General features: G+C 49.5%; 16 protein-coding genes. 11 read left to right on the top strand and 5 right to left on the bottom strand.

All coding sequences use genetic code 11. The features are described from left to right. The first annotated feature begins 98 nt into the window (after positions 1 to 98). The 6 genes from GT1_RS22400 to GT1_RS19245 are packed head-to-tail and all read left to right on the top strand — an operon-like array spanning position 99 to position 8,348. Entirely contained in the window at positions 99 to 1,808 is a 1,710-nt protein-coding gene (locus GT1_RS22400) for a flagellar hook-basal body complex protein (protein ID WP_223226380.1), read from the top strand. Positions 1,809 to 1,836: 28 nt separating this feature from the next. Then, positions 1,837 to 3,339 (top strand): flagellar hook-associated protein FlgK, encoded by a 1,503-nt coding sequence (gene flgK / locus GT1_RS19265; RefSeq protein ID WP_188400078.1) that lies wholly within the window; start codon positions 1,837 to 1,839, stop codon positions 3,337 to 3,339. Positions 3,340 to 3,377: 38 nt separating this feature from the next. Further along, positions 3,378 to 4,922, top strand: a complete 1,545-nt coding sequence (gene flgK / locus GT1_RS19260; protein WP_188400077.1) for a flagellar hook-associated protein FlgK — start codon at positions 3,378 to 3,380, stop codon at positions 4,920 to 4,922. Between the two features lie 14 nt (positions 4,923 to 4,936). Continuing rightward, the gene (flgL, locus tag GT1_RS19255; RefSeq protein WP_188400076.1) at positions 4,937 to 5,995 is read left to right on the top strand and encodes a flagellar hook-associated protein FlgL; all 1,059 of its coding nucleotides are present in this window, start codon (positions 4,937 to 4,939) and stop codon (positions 5,993 to 5,995) included. Positions 5,996 to 6,022: 27 nt separating this feature from the next. Then, positions 6,023 to 7,918: a flagellar filament capping protein FliD gene (fliD, locus tag GT1_RS19250; protein WP_188400075.1), complete on the top strand. Its 1,896-nt coding sequence runs from the start codon at positions 6,023 to 6,025 to the stop codon at positions 7,916 to 7,918. 13 nt (positions 7,919 to 7,931) lie between these two features. Next, positions 7,932 to 8,348, top strand: a complete 417-nt coding sequence (locus GT1_RS19245; RefSeq protein ID WP_188400074.1) for a hypothetical protein — start codon at positions 7,932 to 7,934, stop codon at positions 8,346 to 8,348. Positions 8,349 to 8,395: 47 nt separating this feature from the next. Here GT1_RS19245 and GT1_RS22670 read toward each other — a convergent pair whose 3' ends face one another. From GT1_RS22670 to GT1_RS19230, 3 genes are all read right to left on the bottom strand, one after another. Beyond that, positions 8,396 to 9,649, bottom strand: coding sequence for a flagellin (locus tag GT1_RS22670; protein WP_269147919.1), 1,254 nt, complete (start codon positions 9,647 to 9,649; stop codon positions 8,396 to 8,398). A 245-nt stretch (positions 9,650 to 9,894) separates the two neighbouring features. Further along, a complete protein-coding gene (locus GT1_RS19235; RefSeq protein WP_075753074.1) occupies positions 9,895 to 10,581 on the bottom strand; it encodes a response regulator transcription factor in 687 nt (228 codons plus the stop codon). A 152-nt stretch (positions 10,582 to 10,733) separates the two neighbouring features. After that, positions 10,734 to 12,050: a cell wall metabolism sensor histidine kinase WalK gene (locus GT1_RS19230; protein WP_188400073.1), complete on the bottom strand. Its 1,317-nt coding sequence runs from the start codon at positions 12,048 to 12,050 to the stop codon at positions 10,734 to 10,736. Between the two features lie 226 nt (positions 12,051 to 12,276). On the opposite strand from GT1_RS19230, the gene GT1_RS19225 reads away from it, so the two are divergent. After that, positions 12,277 to 12,753 carry a YhcH/YjgK/YiaL family protein gene (locus tag GT1_RS19225; protein WP_075753078.1) on the top strand — a complete coding sequence of 159 codons (477 nt, stop codon included), beginning with the start codon at positions 12,277 to 12,279 and terminating at the stop codon, positions 12,751 to 12,753. Positions 12,754 to 12,858: 105 nt separating this feature from the next. After that, positions 12,859 to 13,572 (top strand): L,D-transpeptidase family protein, encoded by a 714-nt coding sequence (locus GT1_RS19220; RefSeq protein ID WP_188400072.1) that lies wholly within the window; start codon positions 12,859 to 12,861, stop codon positions 13,570 to 13,572. Between the two features lie 88 nt (positions 13,573 to 13,660). Here GT1_RS19220 and GT1_RS19215 read toward each other — a convergent pair whose 3' ends face one another. Beyond that, entirely contained in the window at positions 13,661 to 14,851 is a 1,191-nt protein-coding gene (locus GT1_RS19215) for a pyridoxal phosphate-dependent aminotransferase (protein WP_188400071.1), read from the bottom strand. A gap of 303 nt (positions 14,852 to 15,154) precedes the next feature. Here GT1_RS19215 and rnk point away from each other — a divergent pair, with 303 nt between their 5' ends. The 3 genes from rnk to GT1_RS19200 all read left to right on the top strand — a co-directional run bounded on the left by rnk (position 15,155) and on the right by GT1_RS19200 (position 17,291). Next, positions 15,155 to 15,568 carry a nucleoside diphosphate kinase regulator gene (gene rnk / locus GT1_RS19210; RefSeq protein ID WP_188400070.1) on the top strand — a complete coding sequence of 138 codons (414 nt, stop codon included), beginning with the start codon at positions 15,155 to 15,157 and terminating at the stop codon, positions 15,566 to 15,568. Between the two features lie 155 nt (positions 15,569 to 15,723). Beyond that, on the top strand, positions 15,724 to 16,695 hold the full coding sequence (locus GT1_RS19205) for a GGDEF domain-containing protein (protein ID WP_188400069.1): 972 nt from the start codon (positions 15,724 to 15,726) through the stop codon (positions 16,693 to 16,695). After that, on the top strand, positions 16,695 to 17,291 hold the full coding sequence (locus GT1_RS19200) for an HD-GYP domain-containing protein (RefSeq protein WP_075753088.1): 597 nt from the start codon (positions 16,695 to 16,697) through the stop codon (positions 17,289 to 17,291). Before GT1_RS19205 ends, GT1_RS19200 begins: the two co-directional genes overlap by 1 nt. A gap of 25 nt (positions 17,292 to 17,316) precedes the next feature. Here the strand turns inward: GT1_RS19200 and GT1_RS19195 are convergent, their stop codons facing one another. Then, positions 17,317 to 18,597, bottom strand: a complete 1,281-nt coding sequence (locus GT1_RS19195; protein ID WP_373325904.1) for an SLC13 family permease — start codon at positions 18,595 to 18,597, stop codon at positions 17,317 to 17,319. Positions 18,598 to 18,801: the final 204 nt, after the last annotated feature.

The raw sequence follows: 18,801 nt of genomic DNA, 5'->3' as shown, positions 1-18,801 counted from the left end.
TTTCACAGGTATGAAAAAGTCAGCTGGACTCTGGGAAGAGGGGCTGGCGCCTATTTCTGAACGACTGAGGAAATAGCAATTTAGGAGGAAAACCTGCAATGATGACTTCTATTTATTCCGGTGTCTCCGGCCTTAAAGCCCAACAAACCAAGCTAAATGTAATCGGTAATAATATTGCCAATGTCAATACCGCCGGCTACAAAGCGCAAACCGTGAGTTTTGCCGATCTGTTAAGTCAGACACTCAGTGGCGCCACAGCGGCTAATACGACAACCGGCCAAGGCGGTACCAATGCCAAACAGGTTGGTACCGGGGTGGGTGTGGCGGCTACCACCACGATCACTACTGTCGGCAGCACCCAGTCCACAGGTAATGCCAATGATGTATCCATCAGTGGTAACGGTTACTTTATTGTGCAGGGGGGCGGCAGCAGCAACTATCAGTTTACCAGGGCGGGCAACTTTGGCGTGGATGCTGCCGGCAACTTAACGGTAAACGGTTATAATATCTGCGGTTGGTCGGATTTTACCATCGCGGCCGACGGCTCCTATGTGTTTAATACCGACAAAGCGGTATCACCTTTGAATCTATTTTCTAACGGCAAGCAGGTACTGGCCGCCTCGGCTACGACAAAATCGACCTTAACCGGTGCTATCGATGCCTCGGCCGAAGCCCAGGGAGTGACTCCTGCGACGGCGGCAACACTGGGCAGTGCGGACAATGCGACGGCTAACGCCACCGGTTTAACAGCGGCAAGTGATGATCTGACTTCCCTGGCAGGAGCGACAATTACGGTTAACGGTACTGCCATTACGATTCAGAGCGGTGATACCATTCAGACGGTTCTTGACAGCCTGAATGCCATTAGCGGTGTAACGGCAAGCTTTGCCGCCGGCGACGGCACAAACGGCTATATTCAGTTAAGCACAAGTGCTGCCGGCAGTACGGCTGCACTCACGGTGAGCGGTGATAATTCAGTATTAACAGGCCTGCTGGGCGCAACCACCGGCGCCGATACCACACTTACCGCCACCGGCACTGACGCCGTTAATCCTACCGGTTTGATTGACACCTCTAATCTGGAGGCAGACGGAACCACAACCCTGACGGTGTATGATTCGCTGGGCAACGCTTACAATGTTCAGGTAAGTTTATATAAAAGCTATGTTGACAGTTCTGATCCTGACAATCCGGTAACTTACTGGCAGTGGGAGGCTGATACCGCGGACAGCAATTTGTCTGTTAACGGCAGCGGTTTGCTGGCTTTTGATAAAAACGGCAAGATCATCACAACCAACGATACCTATGATGCTACGCCATCCATTACGCTGACCCCAACCAACTCCAATGCCAGTGCGGCTGCTTTTTCAGTTGCGCTGGATATGACGCAGGTGAGCACATCTGCCAATACTGCCAGCCTGACCAATACTTCGGACGGCTACCCGGCCGGGACGCTTGACGATTTCAGCATCGGCTCAGACGGGGTAATCACCGGAGTTTACAGTAACGGTTATACCCAGCCGCTGGGGATTATTGCTCTGGCCAACTTCACCAATCCGGCAGGTCTCTTAAAAATCGGCGATAACCTGTACACCACTACCGTAAACTCAGGCGCATTCACCGGCGGTGTTATCGCCGGCAGTGCGGGTACCGGCAGTTTGAGCGCCGGTACGCTGGAAATGTCCAATGTGGATTTGTCCGAACAATTTGCTGAAATGATGATTACCCAACGTGCCTATCAGGCCAACAGTAAGATTATTTCTGCGTCTGACGAATGCCTCCAGGCCGTCATTAATATGGTGCGATAATTTGCCTTAGTTAGGAGAGAATGCGATTATGGGCTCAACCTTCGGCGGCTACAGTATAGCGTATTCCGGGATGTATGCCAATCAAAGCGCCTTGACGGTGACAAGCCAGAATTTGTCCAATGTCAATACCAGCGGCTATTCCCGCCAGCAAATCAACAGTGCAGAAAAGATAGTTCCCATCTCCAGCCAGACATCAATAGGGGCGGGAGTTGCTGTTGTCGAAGTTTGCCGGGCGCGTAATCAATTGCTGGACAGCACCTATCATGACAAAAATGCCTCAGCCTCCTATTGGAGCACCAAAAGCGGCATGCTTACTTATGCGCAGGAAATTCTTGACGAGTTTTCGGCAACTGACGGTTCAGGCAGCGATGGTTTGCAGCAAACCATTCAGAACTTTTTCGACAGCTGGGAAGAATTAGCGGGAGATGCCGGCAATATCGCCAATCGTCAGGCGGTGGTCGAGTACGCCGCTACCTTGCTGGATACGCTGAGTTCCATTGATGAGCAACTGGCTGCGCTGCAACAGGATGCCTGCAATTCGGCTGCAGATATTGTGGACGATATCAATAGTATTGCCACCCAGGTGGCGGCACTCAACCTGCAAATTGTCAGGGCCGAAGCCGCCGATGCCGAGGCCAGTGATTTGCGGGACCAGCGGGATTATTTATTGGATCAATTATCCGATTATGTAAATTTTAGCACACAAGAACAGGCCAATGGCTCGGTTACTGTCTTTATTGGCGGCGTGGCTTTGGTAAGTCTTAATAAAAGCTATGAACTGAGTCTGGCGGGAGACGGATCGATGGCCGACCCGCTCGTAGTGCGCTGGGCAGACACGGGCACCAGAGCCAGTATTACCAACGGTACTTTAAAGGCTTGTCTGGAAGATGCCGATCAAACAGGGATTGGGGCGATTGACCCGGAGTTGATCCTGGATACGGATCAGGACGGCAAGGTTTATACTTATACGGCCAGCGCTACCAGTTCTCTTAGTAATCTGCGGCAGGGCTTGAATACTCTCATCACCACCCTGGCGGTTAAACTCAATTCCCTGCACAGTGCCGGCACAGGCTTAGATGGCAGTACCGGCACCGATTTCTTTGTCGCTATTGATTCGAGTCAGCCTTTAAGCAGCACCAACATCCAGGTAAATCCCGCTATTGTCAGCGATCTTAACAAGCTGGCGGCCGGCGCCAGCGGGGCTGCGGGAGATAACACGGTGGCGGCAGCCATCTGTGACTTAAGTAGTGCCAACATCTATACCTTTGGTGGTTTATCCCAGGATAGCACCGGTTTTTATCAATCCTTAATTTCCTGGTTGTCGACAGCAGGCAGTGATGCTGCGGATTACTACGATACCCAGTCAGCTTTGGCTACACAGGTTGATAATCAGCGGCAGTCCATTTCGACGGTATCCTTGGACGAAGAAATGTCAAATATGATTACCTTTCAAAATGCTTACGCCGCATCAGCCCGGGTTTTGAGTGTGATGGACGGGCTGCTGGCCGATCTGATTGCAGAGCTTGGTTAAATCTGAGCAGCTTATTTTTTAAAAAAGGGGGGGATTAGGTGAATTCAACATGGACCGGGCTTAGCATTTCTTCCCGCGGACTATCTGCCAGCAGCGCCGCCTTGCTGGTGACAAGCAATAACATCAGTAATGTGAATACCGCGGGGTATTCACGCCAGGAGGTAAAACAGGTAGCGGTTACACCTGCCGCTATTTATAACGGCAAGTATATTATCGGTGCCGGCGCGGAAGTGGAAGCCGTTATGCGTGTCCGGAGTTTCCGGCTTGATCAGAAATACTGGCAGAATAACAGCAGTCTGGGTGAGATCCAAGCCAAAGCCGACCGGTTGACAGAGGTGGAGACAGCTTTTGGCGAAACTGAGGATATCAGTGCCTTTACTACGGCCATTAACAGTTTTTCTTCTGCCTTGGAGGATCTATCCACCGATCCCAGCAGTTCTTCCGGCAGAGTAGCCTTGCAGCAAGCCGGTGTAGCGCTTTGTGAGTATCTCAATACTACATCTGCGAGTTTAACCCAGCTGCGGCAAGATAGCAATAATGAAGTGAAGATCACGGTTGAACAGATTAATTCCTATGCCAAGCAGATTGCCGCCCTGAATGAACAGATTCGGGTGTCTGCTGCCGGCGGCGCTTCTGCCAACGACCTGGAGGATCAGCGTACCCTGCTGATTGACAAGCTTTCCGGACTGATTGATGTGAATGTAACGCAAACGGCCGTGGGGAAGCTGGCTGACGGCAGTGACGATCTGGTGCTGTCCATCACTGTCAATGGCGAAACGCTGGTCAATAATGGTATGGCGCGAAATCTGGAATGCTATGAAATTACCGATGGCAGCAATCAGGACGGCATGTACGGCATCCGCTGGCAGGACACCGGCACTTCCTTTACCCCGGACAGCGGCGAGCTGAAGGCGTATCTTGACCTGCGGGACGGTACCGGCGAGGGTTCGGCCTATAAGGGTATCCCGTATTATATCAATCAACTGAATCAATTTGCTCAGACACTGGCTAAGGCCTTTAACGAAGGTATTTTTGCCGACGGCACTTCCTATTATTCCGGTCATGCCGGCGGGGTGGGGCTGGATGGCTCGACAGGTACCCGCTTCTTTTCCTATGATGGTCTGTCAACTGCCGACCTGTTGGCCGGCGGTACCGATACAACCGGCATTTATGCCAATATCACGGCCGCCAATATTTCGCTGTCGGCCGAGGTGCTGGCCGATGTCGATACCATTGCCGCCGCTTCTGCTGCCGGCGGTGCGGAAAATAGCGAAAACCTCAGGGATTTGATTGATTTGCTGGCAGACAGCAAAATGTTCAACACCGGCACACCGTTGGAATTTATGAACTCAATTATTGCCACCGTGGGTACCGGTAGTGAATATATGCAGACAATGGCCAGCAAGCAAAGCTCGCTTGTCAACACTATTGATACACGCCGCGCGTCAATATCCGGCGTTTCTACCAATGAAGAAACCGCTAATCTGACAAAATATCAGGAAGCCTATAATGCATCGGCGATCATGGTATCCACCTGGAGTGAAATCTATGCCACAACCATTAATATGGTCTCATCTGACTAGGCAGGAGGGATAGTATGCGTGTTACCAACAATATGATGGTGGCCAACACTGTCTGGAATATCAATAAGAACATGGAGCGGCTGAATAAAGCCTCGCAGGTATCGTCAACGCAATCTAAGATTCAACTGCCGTCCGATGATCCCATTATCGCTACGCGGGCTGTCAAATACCGCAGCTATGTTGCTAATGTTGAGCAATACCAGAAAAACGTCGAGAGTGCTGTATCCTGGCAGGAGGTGACTAACTCCGCGCTGGATGGTCTGACAGATGTGGTACAGCGGTTGCAGGAGTTGGTTACCCAGGCCTCCAGCGATGTATTAAACGACAGTAATTTGGCAGATATCAAGAGTGAAGTGCTGCAATTGCAGCAAACAGCCATAGACTATCTCAATACCTCGTACGCCGGGCGTTATGTATTTGCCGGTTATGACACCGATGAGCCCCCGTACTCGCTGGAAACGGTTACTATCGGCAGTACTGAGGTCAGTATGGTAAATTTCAAAGGAAATACGCTTACTGCCACGGTCGACGCTTCAGTGGATGATGCCGATATTACCGATTATTACACTAATAATGCAGCCTATACAGATACCGGCAGCGATCAGAAAATCTTTTATAATGTAGGGTTTGGTACAAGTCTGGCAGTGAATGTGGAGGGGCAGGATGTAACAGGCAGCGGTGCCGGCAATTTGTTTGACACCATCAGTAAAATTCTAATCGGTTTGGATGGCGGTGACAGCTATAAAACCGCTGCGACCGATCCGGCGACAGGTGCTGTTACCATCGCAACCACTGGATTTGCCATGGATGATTTTCTTACCGATTTATCAGGGAATTTGAATACCATCCTCACGGCACAAACTGATTTGGGAGCCAGGATGAAGTATGCCGAAATGGCACAGTCACGCCTTGCTTCCAATTTGGAAACCTACACTGCACTGATGAGCAACAACGAGGATGCCGATATCGCGCTGGCGTCAACCGATCTGACTACCGCCCAGTCGGTGTATAATGCGTCGCTGTCGGTCGGCTCCGTTGTCATGAGTAAATCACTGGTGGATTTTCTGAGATAATCTAAAGAAATAGAGGAGGTGGTATAGATGGCAAGTTCAAGCGGCAGCGTCACGGCTACCACTGTCAATGGCACGAGCCGGATTACCGGTTTGTCCTCAGGTATTGATGTTGACTCCATTGTGGAGCAGCTGATGGCAGCCAATAAAAGCAAATTGAACCGGCTGAAGCAAAAGGAGCAGCTGGCCACATGGCGGCAAGAGTCTTACCGGGAGATTATCAGCAATATTCAACAGTTTCAGAGTAAGTATTTTGATCTTACCTCTTCCAGCAGTATTATCAGCAAAAAAACTTTTCAGGCTTTTGCTGTTACCAGCAGCAGTGCGGCGGTTACTGCATCCTCTACCGGCAGCGCCGCTGCCGGCACACACAGCGTATCTGTCAGTCAACTGGCCACCGCGGCCAGTATGACAACAAGCGGCAGGTTCTCCGGCGATATTACGGGAACGTCGGCTGCCGATTATACGGCAGCCGCAGGCAAAAGCTTTGCGATTACTCTTGACGGTACCAAATATACTGTTACTTTGGACTCAGATAGTACTGATATTGCCGATGTGCAGGCGGCCGTTGATGCTGCCGTCGGGACAGGCAAGGTAACTGTTACGGAAGATGGCGGCTATCTGACAATGGCGGCAGTCGAGGGCAGCGGTGTGCAGAAGCTTACGCTCAGCGCGCCGGCGACCGGCGCAAGTGCTTTAGGCTCACTGGGACTTACGGCCGGGCAATCTAACCGGATCAGTACTGCTTTGACGCTGGCAGAATTGGCAGAAAGTATGGCCACGGCATTTACGTTTGATGATGATCAGGTAGAATTTTCCATCAATGGTGTCAGCTTTTCTTTTGACAAAGATACCACGCTTTCCAATATGATCAGCACCATCAATCAAAGTGATGCCGGTGTTACCATGGCCTATGATGAGCTTACCGATCAATTGACCCTGACAGCCAACTCGACAGGTGCAGGCAATATGCTAAACGTGTCTGAGAACGGCAGCACCTTCCTGGCGGCGGCACTGGGCACAACGACGGCAGGGACTGACGCCAGGCTGACCATTGACGGTGTCAGTCTGACCCGCAGTTCCAATACCGTGACGGTTGAGGGTGTTACCTATACGCTAAATCAGGTTACCAGTGGTTCCGATACTGCCACAGTCACCTTAACGCAGGATGTTGACGCAATTTACAACAATATTTCCAGCTTTGTTACCGCCTATAATGAGTTAATTGCCACAATTAATACTGCGCTGTCTGAGAAATATGATTCCGATTATCCGCCGCTGACAGAAGACCAGGAAGCCGAAATGTCGGAAAGCGAAATTGAGAAATGGAATACCAAGGCTAAAACCGGGCTGCTGGCCAGTGATTCCACCTTAAAATCCATGCTGACAAGCATCCGTTCGGCACTCATGAGTTCGGTAGCTGATTTGAATCTAAGCCGCATTGGCATTACTACCGGCACTTATGACGAACAGGGAAAGCTGTATATTAACGAAGATACGCTGAAAGAGGCCATCCAAAGCGAGCCGGAGGCTATTGCCAATCTGTTTGCCCAGTCATCCACCACACATTCCGGCACAAGTACCGTCCGCTCGCTCAATGCCGGTCAGCGGTCGGTGCGGTATAGTGAAGAGGGGCTTGGCTACCGGATTTATGATATCTTGTCAGACTATGTTTCCACCCTGCGGGATAGCTCCGGTAACAAAGGCAAGCTGCTGGAAAAGGCCGGGATTGAAAATGATACCACCGAGAGTGACAACAGCCTGAGCGATCAGCTGACAGAACTGAAAAAACGAATTGAAAAAGAAGAGGATCGCCTCGAAGCGTTGTCAGAACGTCTTTATTCTCAATACACAAGCCTGGAGACCTATATTAGCACCATGAATTCCCAGTTGTCGGCACTGGCATCCTATGTGTCGGATTCCTAAGGAGTTGGACAAAGTGAAGTCATTACACGCTGAACGGCATTTGGCCCGGAAGTTGGAACTTCTGGGCCAAATGACTGCCAATACAGAAAAGCTGCAGCGTTTTATCCCCAAACGCAATATGCTGGGACTGAAGCGGGTGCTGCAGGAAATGGACAGGCTGATTGAGGAACTGTCGGCCATCAATATCCTGCTGGCAAGCCAGGTCAATGGCTGGCAGCAGCCTGCCGGATTCCAGGCTGTTGCCAAAGACCTGGCGTTACAGCAAACCGCCCTGGTAACTGCCTATCGGCAGACCTTGCAGGCTGCGGCCGCCGAACAGCAGCAGATTGCCGGTGAATTGCGCGAACTCCGGGCAGCGCAGCGCCTGCAAACCGGCTATGCCGGCTCCTGGGCGCCGCATCCGGGGGGACGGCTAAGCGTCAAGGGCTGAAGCAATAATAACCCCCTCCCGGTGAAGGAGGGGGTTATTATTGCTTATTAGCCTTGCAGCAGCGTCAGTACCTGCTGGGGCTGGGCATTGGCTTTGGCCAGCATGGCGGTTGCCGCCTGGTTGAGAACACTTAATTTAGTGTAATTGGCCATTTCTGAGGCCATATCAACATCACGGATGCGGGATTCGGCTGCAGTCAGGTTTTCGCTGGAAGTAGTCAGGTTATTAATAGTATGCTCCAGACGGTTCTGAATGGCGCCAAGCTTGGAGCGCATGGAGGAAACCGTTCCCGTGGCGGTGTCAATAACACTGATGGCAATATCGGCCGCCTTCTGTGAGCTTACATCAAGGCCGTTCACACCGAGGGATTGCGCGTTCATGTTGTCAATGGAGATGTTGATGCTTTGGCCGGTATTGGCCCCGATAAGGACCGTGGCGGTGCCTTCAACACTGTCGTCTTTGGCTGACTGTGTCTGGGTAAAAGCTGACAGGGCGTTGGTGGCTTTGGTATTGACGGTGACATTGCCCTCCGTATCGGTAGAACTGACGGTAATGGTGAGGCCGTAAACGGCAGCTGCCGTGCCGTCGGCTGAGGCTGTTGCCAGCAGATTTCCGTCCGTATCGACAGATAAGCCAAAATCAGCGCCGGCAAGAGCGGCCAGGTCGGTGGTGGCTGTTACCGTAACGTCGGTTGATACCAATTCACCATTTTTCATATAACTGACAGTAACGGTATCGTCCTCTTTGATTCCAAGCGAGTTGCCTGCCGTATCGGTCAGGTCGGTGAGCACCGACGATGTGGCGCTAAGGGCGCTGCCGCCATCGGTGATGGCCGCATTCGACTGAATGTTGGCTCTGGCAGCAATTTTGGTGCTCATAGAACCGTCAAGCAGCTTTTTGGTGTTAAATTCGGTAGTGCTGGCAATCCGGTTGATTTCCGTTACCAGGGCATTCATCTCGTCCTGAATATTGGTGCGGTCATCATCGGTGTTGGTGTCGCTGGCCGACTGGACGGCAAGCTCCCGCATGCGCTGCAGAATATCGGTGGTTTCGTTAAGTGCGCCTTCGGCGGTTTGCACCATGGAGATGCTGTCCTGGGCATTGGCACTGGCCTGGTCAAGACCGCGGATCTGGCCGCGCATTTTTTCGGAGATGGCCAGGCCGGCCGCATCGTCGGCCGCGCTGTTAATCCGGTAACCGGAAGACAGCTTCTCCAGCGAATTATTCATCAGCGTGTTGTTGGTATTGAGTTTGTTAAAAGTATTCAAAGCTGACAGATTGTGATTAATAACCATTCCCATTTGTTATTCCTCCTTGATTTTGAAAAAGTAAGCTTCCGTGCCGACAGAGCACTATAATGGAACAAAAATCAGCTGTTGGTTTGGGCTACCCTCCTTTTGGATTTTCTACTATAAAATTCGGACGGCAATATTATGAATTTGTTCAGAAAACTATTAAGAAAATATTTTAGTATAAAAGATTTGTGCAACAGGAGAAAAAAATAGACCCACCGGCCTTGAAAGGCCAATGGGTCTACATGAATGTATTAATTTGAAGCATGTAATTTCTTGGGTGTTTGGTGCAAATAATAGCCTACGCCCCATACTGTCTTCAGGTTGGAAAGGTTCAGCTTTTTGCGCAGGTAGTGAATATAGAGGTTAACGGTGGTAAACTCGGCTTCGGAAAAATAGCCCCACACCTTTTGGATGATTTGCTCTTTGGTGACGACCTGGCCGTAGTTGCGGATAAGGAGCTCCAGCAGTTGTGACTCCTTCAGGGTCAGCTGAATGACTTCATTGCCTTTGGTTACCTGGCAGCGCAGCGGATTTAATACAAAATCGCCGGCGTCCAGGAGATCTTCTGACAGCTCTTTGGTGCGCCGGCGGGTTAAGGCTTTGAGCCTTGCCACCAATTCGACAGAGAAGAAGGGTTTGATGAGATAGTCGTCCGCACCGGCATCCAAACCCTCGGCCCGGTCCTCGGGAGAGTCCTTGGCCGTTAAAAACAGGACAGGGGTCTCATGGCCGAGACTGCGAAACTCCTTGAGTAAAGAAATACCGTCTTGGCAAGGCAGCATTCGGTCCAGCACAATAATATCATAGGTACCGGTGCAGGCCATTTCCATGCCTGTTTGGCCGTCAAGAGCGGCATCAACGACAAAACCATTTCGCCGCAGCAGATGGGAGAGGGAATCGGCCAGCTTGACTTCGTCTTCTACCAGTAATAATTTCATGGAACGACATCCTTTGGCGTCACAACCTTGTGGAAAATTTACCGTCCTTGGTTTTTGTTTGCTATAGATATTCTCGCAGAAAAATGTTAAAAATATATTTAGTTTATACAATTATTAGAAAAAAGTTAGCTGGATAAAATGCTGTACGGATTCTAGCGGTCAGGGTGAGCAGGCAGCCGGACAGTAAAGGTGGTTCCTTCTCCCGGTGTGCTGGTTACAGCAATCGTCCCGCCATGGTTTTCGATGATCCATTTGGCGATAGACAGCCCTAACCCGGAGCCGCCTTTATTGCGTGATTTATCTACCTGGTAGAACCGGTCGAAAATTTTCTCCCAATGCTCAGGCGCAATGCCTTCACCTGAATCGGTAATGGTGAGAACGGCTTTTCCTTCCGACTGAGACAAAGCTGCCAGGAGCTTACCGCCAGGGGGAGTGTGACGCAGGCCGTTGTCCAATAAGATGGCAATGACCTGTTTGATACGGGCTTCGTCACCCACAATCACAGGTGCGGCAAGGGAGCTTACATCAAGGAATAGTTTCTTTCGGATAGCAACTGCCTCAAACGGAGCGGCTGCCTGCAAGAGAGTCATACTGAGAGCTAAGGGTTCTTTATGCAAGGGTTGTTGTGCCGAATCGGCCCGGGCCAGGAACAACAACGAATTAATCAGGTTCATCATACAGATGGATTCTTCCTGGATGTTATCCAGCCATTTGCTTTGACTGGCCACCGTTTCATCAGGACTTTCCCGGACAATCTCCAGGTTGGTTTGAATGACAGTCAGGGGTGTCCGCAGTTCATGCGAGGCATCGGAGAGAAAATCATTCTGCTGCTGCCAGGCTTGTTTTATCGGTGTCATGGCCCGGTTGGCCATATAAAAGCTGGCGCCAAACGAAAGAATCGCGCAGACTGCGCCGACAGCCAGCAACGCGGTCAGGACCGTTCGCAGCATGCCGGTTTCCTGAGCCAGGTCATGAAACAGAATGATTTGTCCCGGCTGATGGAGCAGTGGTGCTTGCAGATAAAAATAATCGGTTTGTGCTATGGTAATAGTACCCTGGGGTGAGGCTGTCTGCAGAACCTGGTCGGTTAGCACCTTCAATTGTTCTGCATCATGAGGCTGGCCGGAAGACTGGAAAATAACCTCACCGGTTGCAGTGGTTTTCACAAAGAAGAAATTAGGCCCGGGAGGCATACCCGGCGGAGGGGCAGGCCGGCTGCCTGGCGGCGTACTTTGCGGCTCCCCGGCGGGGCTTCTGCCGGGTGAGATGCCTGGCGGCAGGCGACGCAGCGGCAGGTCGGTTATGATATCTGCCTGAATGTCTGCCATGATTTTATTTGCTATTGACTCAATACGATTACTGATGTTGATGTTCGCGAAGCCATAGGTGCTGACAATGAGCAGCAGGAACAGGACCAGGATGATGGAAACATTGATTAAGGTAAGTTTAAGGCGCAGTTTTTGAAACATGCTGGGTTCTCCTTAGATGAACTTCGGCTTTGAAAGTGGTGGCACTTGGTAGATTATACTACATTTTGAGAAGTTTTTCCTGCTTGGGATAGTGGCTGTGTTCTGTGCCCTGCTATCATAACGGGAAAGCGGAAGCCGCGCGTTCAGTTGGTTGTGGGAGGAATTTGCCGTCGATAAGCGTATTAGTTACATATACATAGTAAATAGCAATTAGGAGTGTAGGCAGATGATATTAGGTTATATCAAAAACGCGGATAAAGAAGCCGGGTTGAATATGCCCTTGCTGCAAAAGGGGCTGCAGTATTTAAGAGATACCGATTTTTCAACAATTGCTTTGGGGAAACATGTTATTGATGGCGATGCCCTGTACGCCATTGTTGCGGAGTATGTACCTGACGTAAAAGAGAATTGTAAAGCCGAAACCCATAGTAAATATATCGACATTCAATATATCGTTTCCGGCGAAGAAATCATGGGTTTTGGCGACATCGCCAGCGGAACAGCGGAACCGGAAGGGTATCTGGCGGAAAGAGACGCTACCTTTTATTCGGCGGTAAAAGACGAAATAGCGATAAAAGTTTCCAGCGGCATGTTTGCCGTATTCTTTCCATGGGATATCCATCGCCCTTCCTGTGTAAGCAAACCTGGCCTTACTGTCCGGAAAGTGGTAGTGAAAATTAAAGCAGATCAATATCTTAAATAAGCAAAAAAATATTGATAAGATTCAGCCACCGGCCAATTTTATAAGCATGGGCAGCAACTGCCGCTAATATGATAGTAATAACAAATGCCGAAGGGGGCAGTGCTGATGCCTTTTTTTTGTTGGAATGCCAAAAGGGCTAAAAACTGCTTTGGTATCATTATTGCAACCTTGTTTATCATGTTTGGCGGGATTTGGTTGTTCGAATATATGGATGCTGCCGCTCTGAATTACTCGGTCAGTACACCGGCCAAAGCACCGGAAGGTGAGATGCGCCTGGTAATACGGATCTATGACCGCGTGCTTGAACTGTATGATAATGATAAGCTGTTCAAACGCTACCGGGTTGCTGTCGGTAAACAAGCGACACCTACGCCGGTTGGAGAATGGAACATCGTGTACAAAGGCTGGAGCCCCAGTGAAATCATGGGGACCCGCTGGATGGGTTTGGATATTTCGTGGGGAAGCTACGGTATCCACGGCACAAGTGCGCCCTGGTCAATCGGCAGTTTTGCCAGCCATGGCTGCATTCGCATGCGCAATGCCGATTCGGAGGAATTGTACGGCTGGGTGCCTATCGGTACGCCGGTTGACATTATTGGCCCCAAGCCTAAAATCGCAAGGGTGCTGCGGCGGGGGACCGCCGGTCCGGATGTTGTTGTCTTACAGCTTAAGCTGGTGGCCCTGGGCTATTACCAGGAGCGGGCCAAAGGCGTATTCGGCAAAGATACCGAAGCTGCTCTCAGGGCCTTTCAGCGGGATAACCGGCTGCCGGAAAGCGGCATTACTGATGAAAAAACCATGAATTTGCTTAAACTATGAAGCAGAAACGCTCCTGCGGCATTTGCCGCCAGGAGCGTGCCTGGTAATGATTCGGGAACTGAAAAGTTGCAGAGAGCGGCTGTTTGCTTTACGATAAGCGCATAGCCTTTTCGATACGTTCCAAGCCTTCTGCGATCGTATCACAGGAGGTTGCATAAGAGAAGCGGAGATATTCCTGTGTTTCGCCGCTGTTTCGCTTGCCAAACGCCGAGCGTGGCAGTACCGCGACATTGGCGTTATAGAGCAGGTGCTGCTGCAGGGCTTTGCTGTCAGGCAGCCCCAATCGCCTGCATGCCTCTGTTACGTTAGGGAAGACATAGAAGGCGCCGTTGGGAATTTTACAGGAGAACCCGGGAATACTGTTCAGACCGGCGGCAATTAAATCGCGCCTGGCCTTGAACTCGTCAACCATGCCGTTAACAAAGTCCTGCGGACCGGTTAAAGCTTCAAGACCGCCCAGCTGCACGAAGGTATTAGTGCAGGATTCGCAGTTGGTAATCAAGCGGGCAATATGGACAGCCAGCTCTTTGTTCATGACGCCATAACCCAGCCGCCAACCGGTCATGGCGTAGGTTTTGGAAAAGCCGTCAAGAATGATGGTTCTTTCCTGCATGCCAGGCAGTGAACTTATGCTGCCAAAGGTTCCGCCATAGGTAATCCGGCTATAGATTTCATCAGACAATACCCATAAGTCATGGCGGCGAGCCAGGTCGGCAATATGCGCTAAATCCTTGGCCGTAAGCATGCCACCGGTAGGGTTATGCGGACTGTTTAAAATAATCAGCTTGGTCTTGGGGGTGATCAGCTTTTCTAATTCGGCAGTATCGATACTGAAATCCTTTTCCTCGAGAATGGGGACCGGAACAGGTATGCCGCCGGTAAACCGGATAACGGATTCGTAAATGGGAAAACCAGGGTTAGGATAGATAACCTCGTCACCCGGGTCCACCAGTGCATGCAGGACATAGTAGATAATCGGTTTGCCGCCGGGGGTTACCACCACTTCATCATGGCTTACACATAGGCTGCGGGTTTTGGCAATATAGCCGGCAATAGCTTCTCTAAGCGGTAAGATACCGGCTGAAGGACTGTAATGGGTAAAATTATCTTGAATGGCTGTAATGCCTGCTTGTTTGATATGTTCCGGAGTATCAAAGTCAGGTTCACCGATGGCGAAGCTGATAATATCACGGCCTGCCGTTTTTAAACGGTTAACTTCATTGAGTACTTCAAAAGCATTTTCGGTGCCAAGCTGAGTTAGACGATGCGCTAGTTTCATATTTGTAGTTACCCTTCTAAACTTGATGTAAATAATATTCGCGAGGTTATACTAAATTCCTCCAGGGCTAGTCTGTTTCTGATTTATTTTAGTTCGCAGGGAGGAAACTATTGCTTTACAGATATTGCGATTTTATTAAAAAACGATTCTGCTGCCGATACGAATGTTTCCGGGAGACAAAACCGGTACATTCCCGGGAAGCAGGAATTGCCGGAATATTTATTGAATAATACAATTATATGAATTTTTTTATTAAACTATATTTTGCGTTTGACGTAAGATATCAATAAGGAGTAGAGTCACATGTCAAGAGAAATTTTCATCACAGAGGCCGATAAACAGAAGCTGGATAAACTTATTAACACCGAAAGGGAATTTGGTATTGGCGGTAAGGAATATCTTATCCATCTGCAGCAGGAGCTTAACCGTGCCTGTGTAGTGCTGCCGCAAGAAATTCCCGGTAATGTAATTACTATGAATTCTAAGGTTTTACTGAAAAACTTGGATACCGAGGAAGAAATGACATATGTATTGGTTTATCCGGCCGATGCCGATCTGGAGGAGGACAAGATTTCTATTTTGGCTCCTATTGGTACCGCTATCTTAGGGTATCGCGAAAATGACATCCTGGATTGGCAGGTTCCTGGCGGAATAGTGCGGCTGAAAGTAGAAAAGCTTCTTTATCAACCTGAGGCTGCAGGAAATTTTGAATTATAGGCAACGCGGAGCACGAAATGGTAATTGACAACAGGGCGCAAGTACAATACAATAATAAATGGGAATGATTATCAATGACGCCAGCTTTATAGAACTGGCGTTTTTTAAAAGAACATAAATGATAATTATTCTCAATCATGACAAAGGTGATGGCAGTGAGAATTACGACAAAACTGCAAATTTTGATGATGCTAGGGGCAGTTCTGCCTGTTTCCGTCATTATAATGATCGATCAAGTGGCAATCGGGGCAGGTATCGCGCTATTGGTGGGACTGCTGGGGCCCTATGTGGCGGAAGAGTGGCTGGTAACCAGAGACCTGCAGGCCATCCGGCGTTTTTGCCAACATGTCAAAGACGGAAAATATTTGGTTCCTATCGCCTTGCCTAACGAATTGGCGGCAGGTGATGACGAGAACGAATTTGTCTCTGTAAGGCGTGATATGAACTGGATGGCCCGGGCGATTAATTTGCGGGAAAGTCAATTAAAGGCTGTCATCGACGAATTGGCTGCGGCCCGACAGGAATTGCTTGACCAAAAAGAAGAGATGGAAACGGTTAACAAGCGTCTTATCGAGATGGCTATGACTGACTCACTGACAGGCTTGTCGAACAGACGTCATTTCTTTGACCATCTGGAGCAGGAAGTATGCCGGGTAAATCGCAACAGGCAGAATATTTCCTTGTTTATGCTGGATGTAGATCATTTTAAAAAAGTTAATGATACCCATGGGCATCAGACTGGGGACACTGTTTTGCAAGCCATTGCCGCTATTTTGCGCAACCGTATCCGGCGTAGCGATATGGTTGCCCGGATTGGCGGTGAAGAATTCGCGGTGCTGCTTTCCGATACAGATAGTATTGAAGCTATGCATTTGGCCGAACAAATACGGATTAGTATCAAAAACTATTCCTTTCAAACCTGTGATGGCCAGAGTATGAAGCTTACCTGCTCTATTGGCGTCTGCGGCAGCGCCGGTTGTAATACCGAACAGCTGTATAAATATGCCGATTTGGCGTTGTATCATGCCAAGAATTCGGGTAGAGACAGGGTAGCCTATTATGACTGCGAGGCACGGGGACAGGCCGCCGGCGAAGAACAGGAGAACCAGAAAGGTGTGACTCATTAATGGATAAATTATTCCAGGAAGACGGCATACACGAGTTTGTGGAGGCCTTTACAGCGGCGCTTGACGCTAAAAATACATATACCAGAGGACATTCAGACCGGGTGGCCGAGCTTGCGGCCGCCATTGCCAGAGAATTGGGCATGACAAAAACCAGTCAGGATAACATTCATGTGGCTGCCCATCTTCATGATATCGGGAAAATCGGTATACCTGATCATATTCTGTTAAAACCCGGCCGGCTGTCCCCTGATGAGTTTAATGTCATTAAAAGTCACCCCCAGGTGGGTTTTGAAATTTTAAATAAAGTCACGCTGCTCCGGCCTACGGCCGAAATCGTTCGGTATCATCATGAACGCTGGGATGGTTTAGGCTACCCGGCAGGACTGAAGGGCGAGGATATTCCGCTGGGAGCGAGAATCATCGCCCTTGCCGATGCTTTTGATGCTATGACCAGTGCCCGTTCCTACCGCTTGCCGATGACACAGGCCGCAGCCGTGCAGGAGGTGCTGCGCTGTCGGGGAACGCAATTTGACCCGGATATTGTCGATGCTTTTGTTGCGTTTTGTCAGGCAGGACAGGAAAAGGGAGTCTGTTAATAACAGGCTCCCTTTTGAATGTATGTTAAAAATACCGCAACAATAAGTACACATGACACAGGATGATGGAAATGATCATCAGGGGGAAGGCGATTTTAAAATACGGAATAAATAAGAGGCGGACACCATTTTTTTCGGCAATACCGGCAACAATAACATTAGCTGAGGCGCCGATGAGTGTACCGTTGCCGCCAAGGCAGGCGCCCAGCGCCAGTGACCACCATAACGGTTCCAGCCTCATGCCGGATAATTGCCCCATTTCCTGGAGCATGGGAATCATGGTGGCGACAAAAGGAATATTATCAATAAAGGCAGACGCAATAGCTGATATCCAGAGCACCAGGAGCGAGGTTTGCACTATATCGCCATGGGTCACACTAAGTGTCCAATGGGCTAGTTCGCCAATTACGCCGGTAGCTTTTAAACCGCCTACCAGGACAAACAGTCCGACAAAGAAAAAGATAGTCGGCCATTCCACTTCTGCTAAGACGACTTCAGGTTCTACCCGGCTAACCAGCATGAGCAGGATAGCGCCTGCCAGGGCAATGGTAGCTGATTCCAAATGGAGGTATCCATGCAAAAAGAAAGCAACAATGGTGAGAGCAAGAACAGCCAGTGATTTTTTTAATAGCTGCCAGTCTTTAATCTCTTCTTTACAATTAAGCTGTAAAATGGCTTCCCGGTTTTTTTCATCTATATGTAAATCTTTGCGGTAGATGAGCAATAACAGGGCAATTGTTACTGCTAAAATGATAATACTAATGGGAGCCAGGTTAATTATAAACGAATTAAAATCAAGTCCTGTTGCACTGCCAATCATGATATTAGGCGGGTCGCCGATTAAAGTGGCTGTACCGCCAACATTGGAAGCAATTATTTCAGAAATTAAGAACGGCAGCGGATTGACTTGCAGCATCTTGGTCAGGGTCAGTGTTACCGGCACAATCAAAAGTACGGTGGTAACATTGTCCAGAAAGGCCGATACCGTGGCGGTAATGAACGACAACAGCGCCAGCAGCCTCAGTGGTTCACCGCGCGTTATACTGGCAGACCAAATGGCAAGAGCTTCAAATACGCCTGTACGGCGGATAACAGCCACTAAAATCATCATGCCGGTCAGCAGGCCAAGGGTGTTAAAATCAATATCATCTTTAAGGGCGGTTTCCTGGGTCAAGAAACCCAGCAGCAACATGATGATACCGCCGCCCATGGCGACTACCATTCTGGGGATTTTCTCCAAAATAATCAGAATATAGGTAATCAGAAAAACAATAACCGAACCCCAAAAAGCATAATCCTGCAAAATATATGCGCCTCCCCGAAAATGTAAGGAGAGTCTGTGTTTGAGACTCTTCTTGTAAAGAATTATAACATTTTTATGATACGCCAGTTTCTGCTTTAAGTCAATTTGATTTATGTAGTTCCCCATTAAAATAAGGAGCATTCCTGTAAGGAGTAAAAACGGTCTTTGAAAAATGAGACGCCCGGCAATACAATGGCAATGTGTGCT

This window comes from Sporomusa sp. GT1, from assembly GCF_014634905.1.
Lineage (GTDB): Bacteria > Bacillota > Negativicutes > Sporomusales > Sporomusaceae > Sporomusa > Sporomusa sphaeroides.
Note: the sequence above shows the minus strand (reverse complement) of the source record. Positions and strands in the feature narration are given on the sequence as shown.

Excerpts from the sequence above, each read along its gene's own strand:
- GT1_RS19215 (WP_188400071.1), bottom strand. The coding sequence starts at position 14,851 with ATGAAACTAGCGCATCGTCTAACTCAGCTTGGCACCGAAAATGCTTTT.
- GT1_RS22400 (WP_223226380.1), top strand. The coding sequence starts at position 99 with ATGATGACTTCTATTTATTCCGGTGTCTCCGGCCTTAAAGCCCAACAA.
- GT1_RS19235 (WP_075753074.1), bottom strand. The coding sequence starts at position 10,581 with ATGAAATTATTACTGGTAGAAGACGAAGTCAAGCTGGCCGATTCCCTC.
- fliD (WP_188400075.1), top strand. The coding sequence starts at position 6,023 with ATGGCAAGTTCAAGCGGCAGCGTCACGGCTACCACTGTCAATGGCACG.
- flgL (WP_188400076.1), top strand. The coding sequence starts at position 4,937 with ATGCGTGTTACCAACAATATGATGGTGGCCAACACTGTCTGGAATATC.
- GT1_RS19225 (WP_075753078.1), top strand. The coding sequence starts at position 12,277 with ATGATATTAGGTTATATCAAAAACGCGGATAAAGAAGCCGGGTTGAAT.
- flgK (WP_188400078.1), top strand. The coding sequence starts at position 1,837 with ATGGGCTCAACCTTCGGCGGCTACAGTATAGCGTATTCCGGGATGTAT.
- GT1_RS19220 (WP_188400072.1), top strand. The coding sequence starts at position 12,859 with ATGCCTTTTTTTTGTTGGAATGCCAAAAGGGCTAAAAACTGCTTTGGT.
- GT1_RS19230 (WP_188400073.1), bottom strand. The coding sequence starts at position 12,050 with ATGTTTCAAAAACTGCGCCTTAAACTTACCTTAATCAATGTTTCCATC.
- GT1_RS19200 (WP_075753088.1), top strand. The coding sequence starts at position 16,695 with ATGGATAAATTATTCCAGGAAGACGGCATACACGAGTTTGTGGAGGCC.
- GT1_RS22670 (WP_269147919.1), bottom strand. The coding sequence starts at position 9,649 with ATGGGAATGGTTATTAATCACAATCTGTCAGCTTTGAATACTTTTAAC.
- rnk (WP_188400070.1), top strand. The coding sequence starts at position 15,155 with ATGTCAAGAGAAATTTTCATCACAGAGGCCGATAAACAGAAGCTGGAT.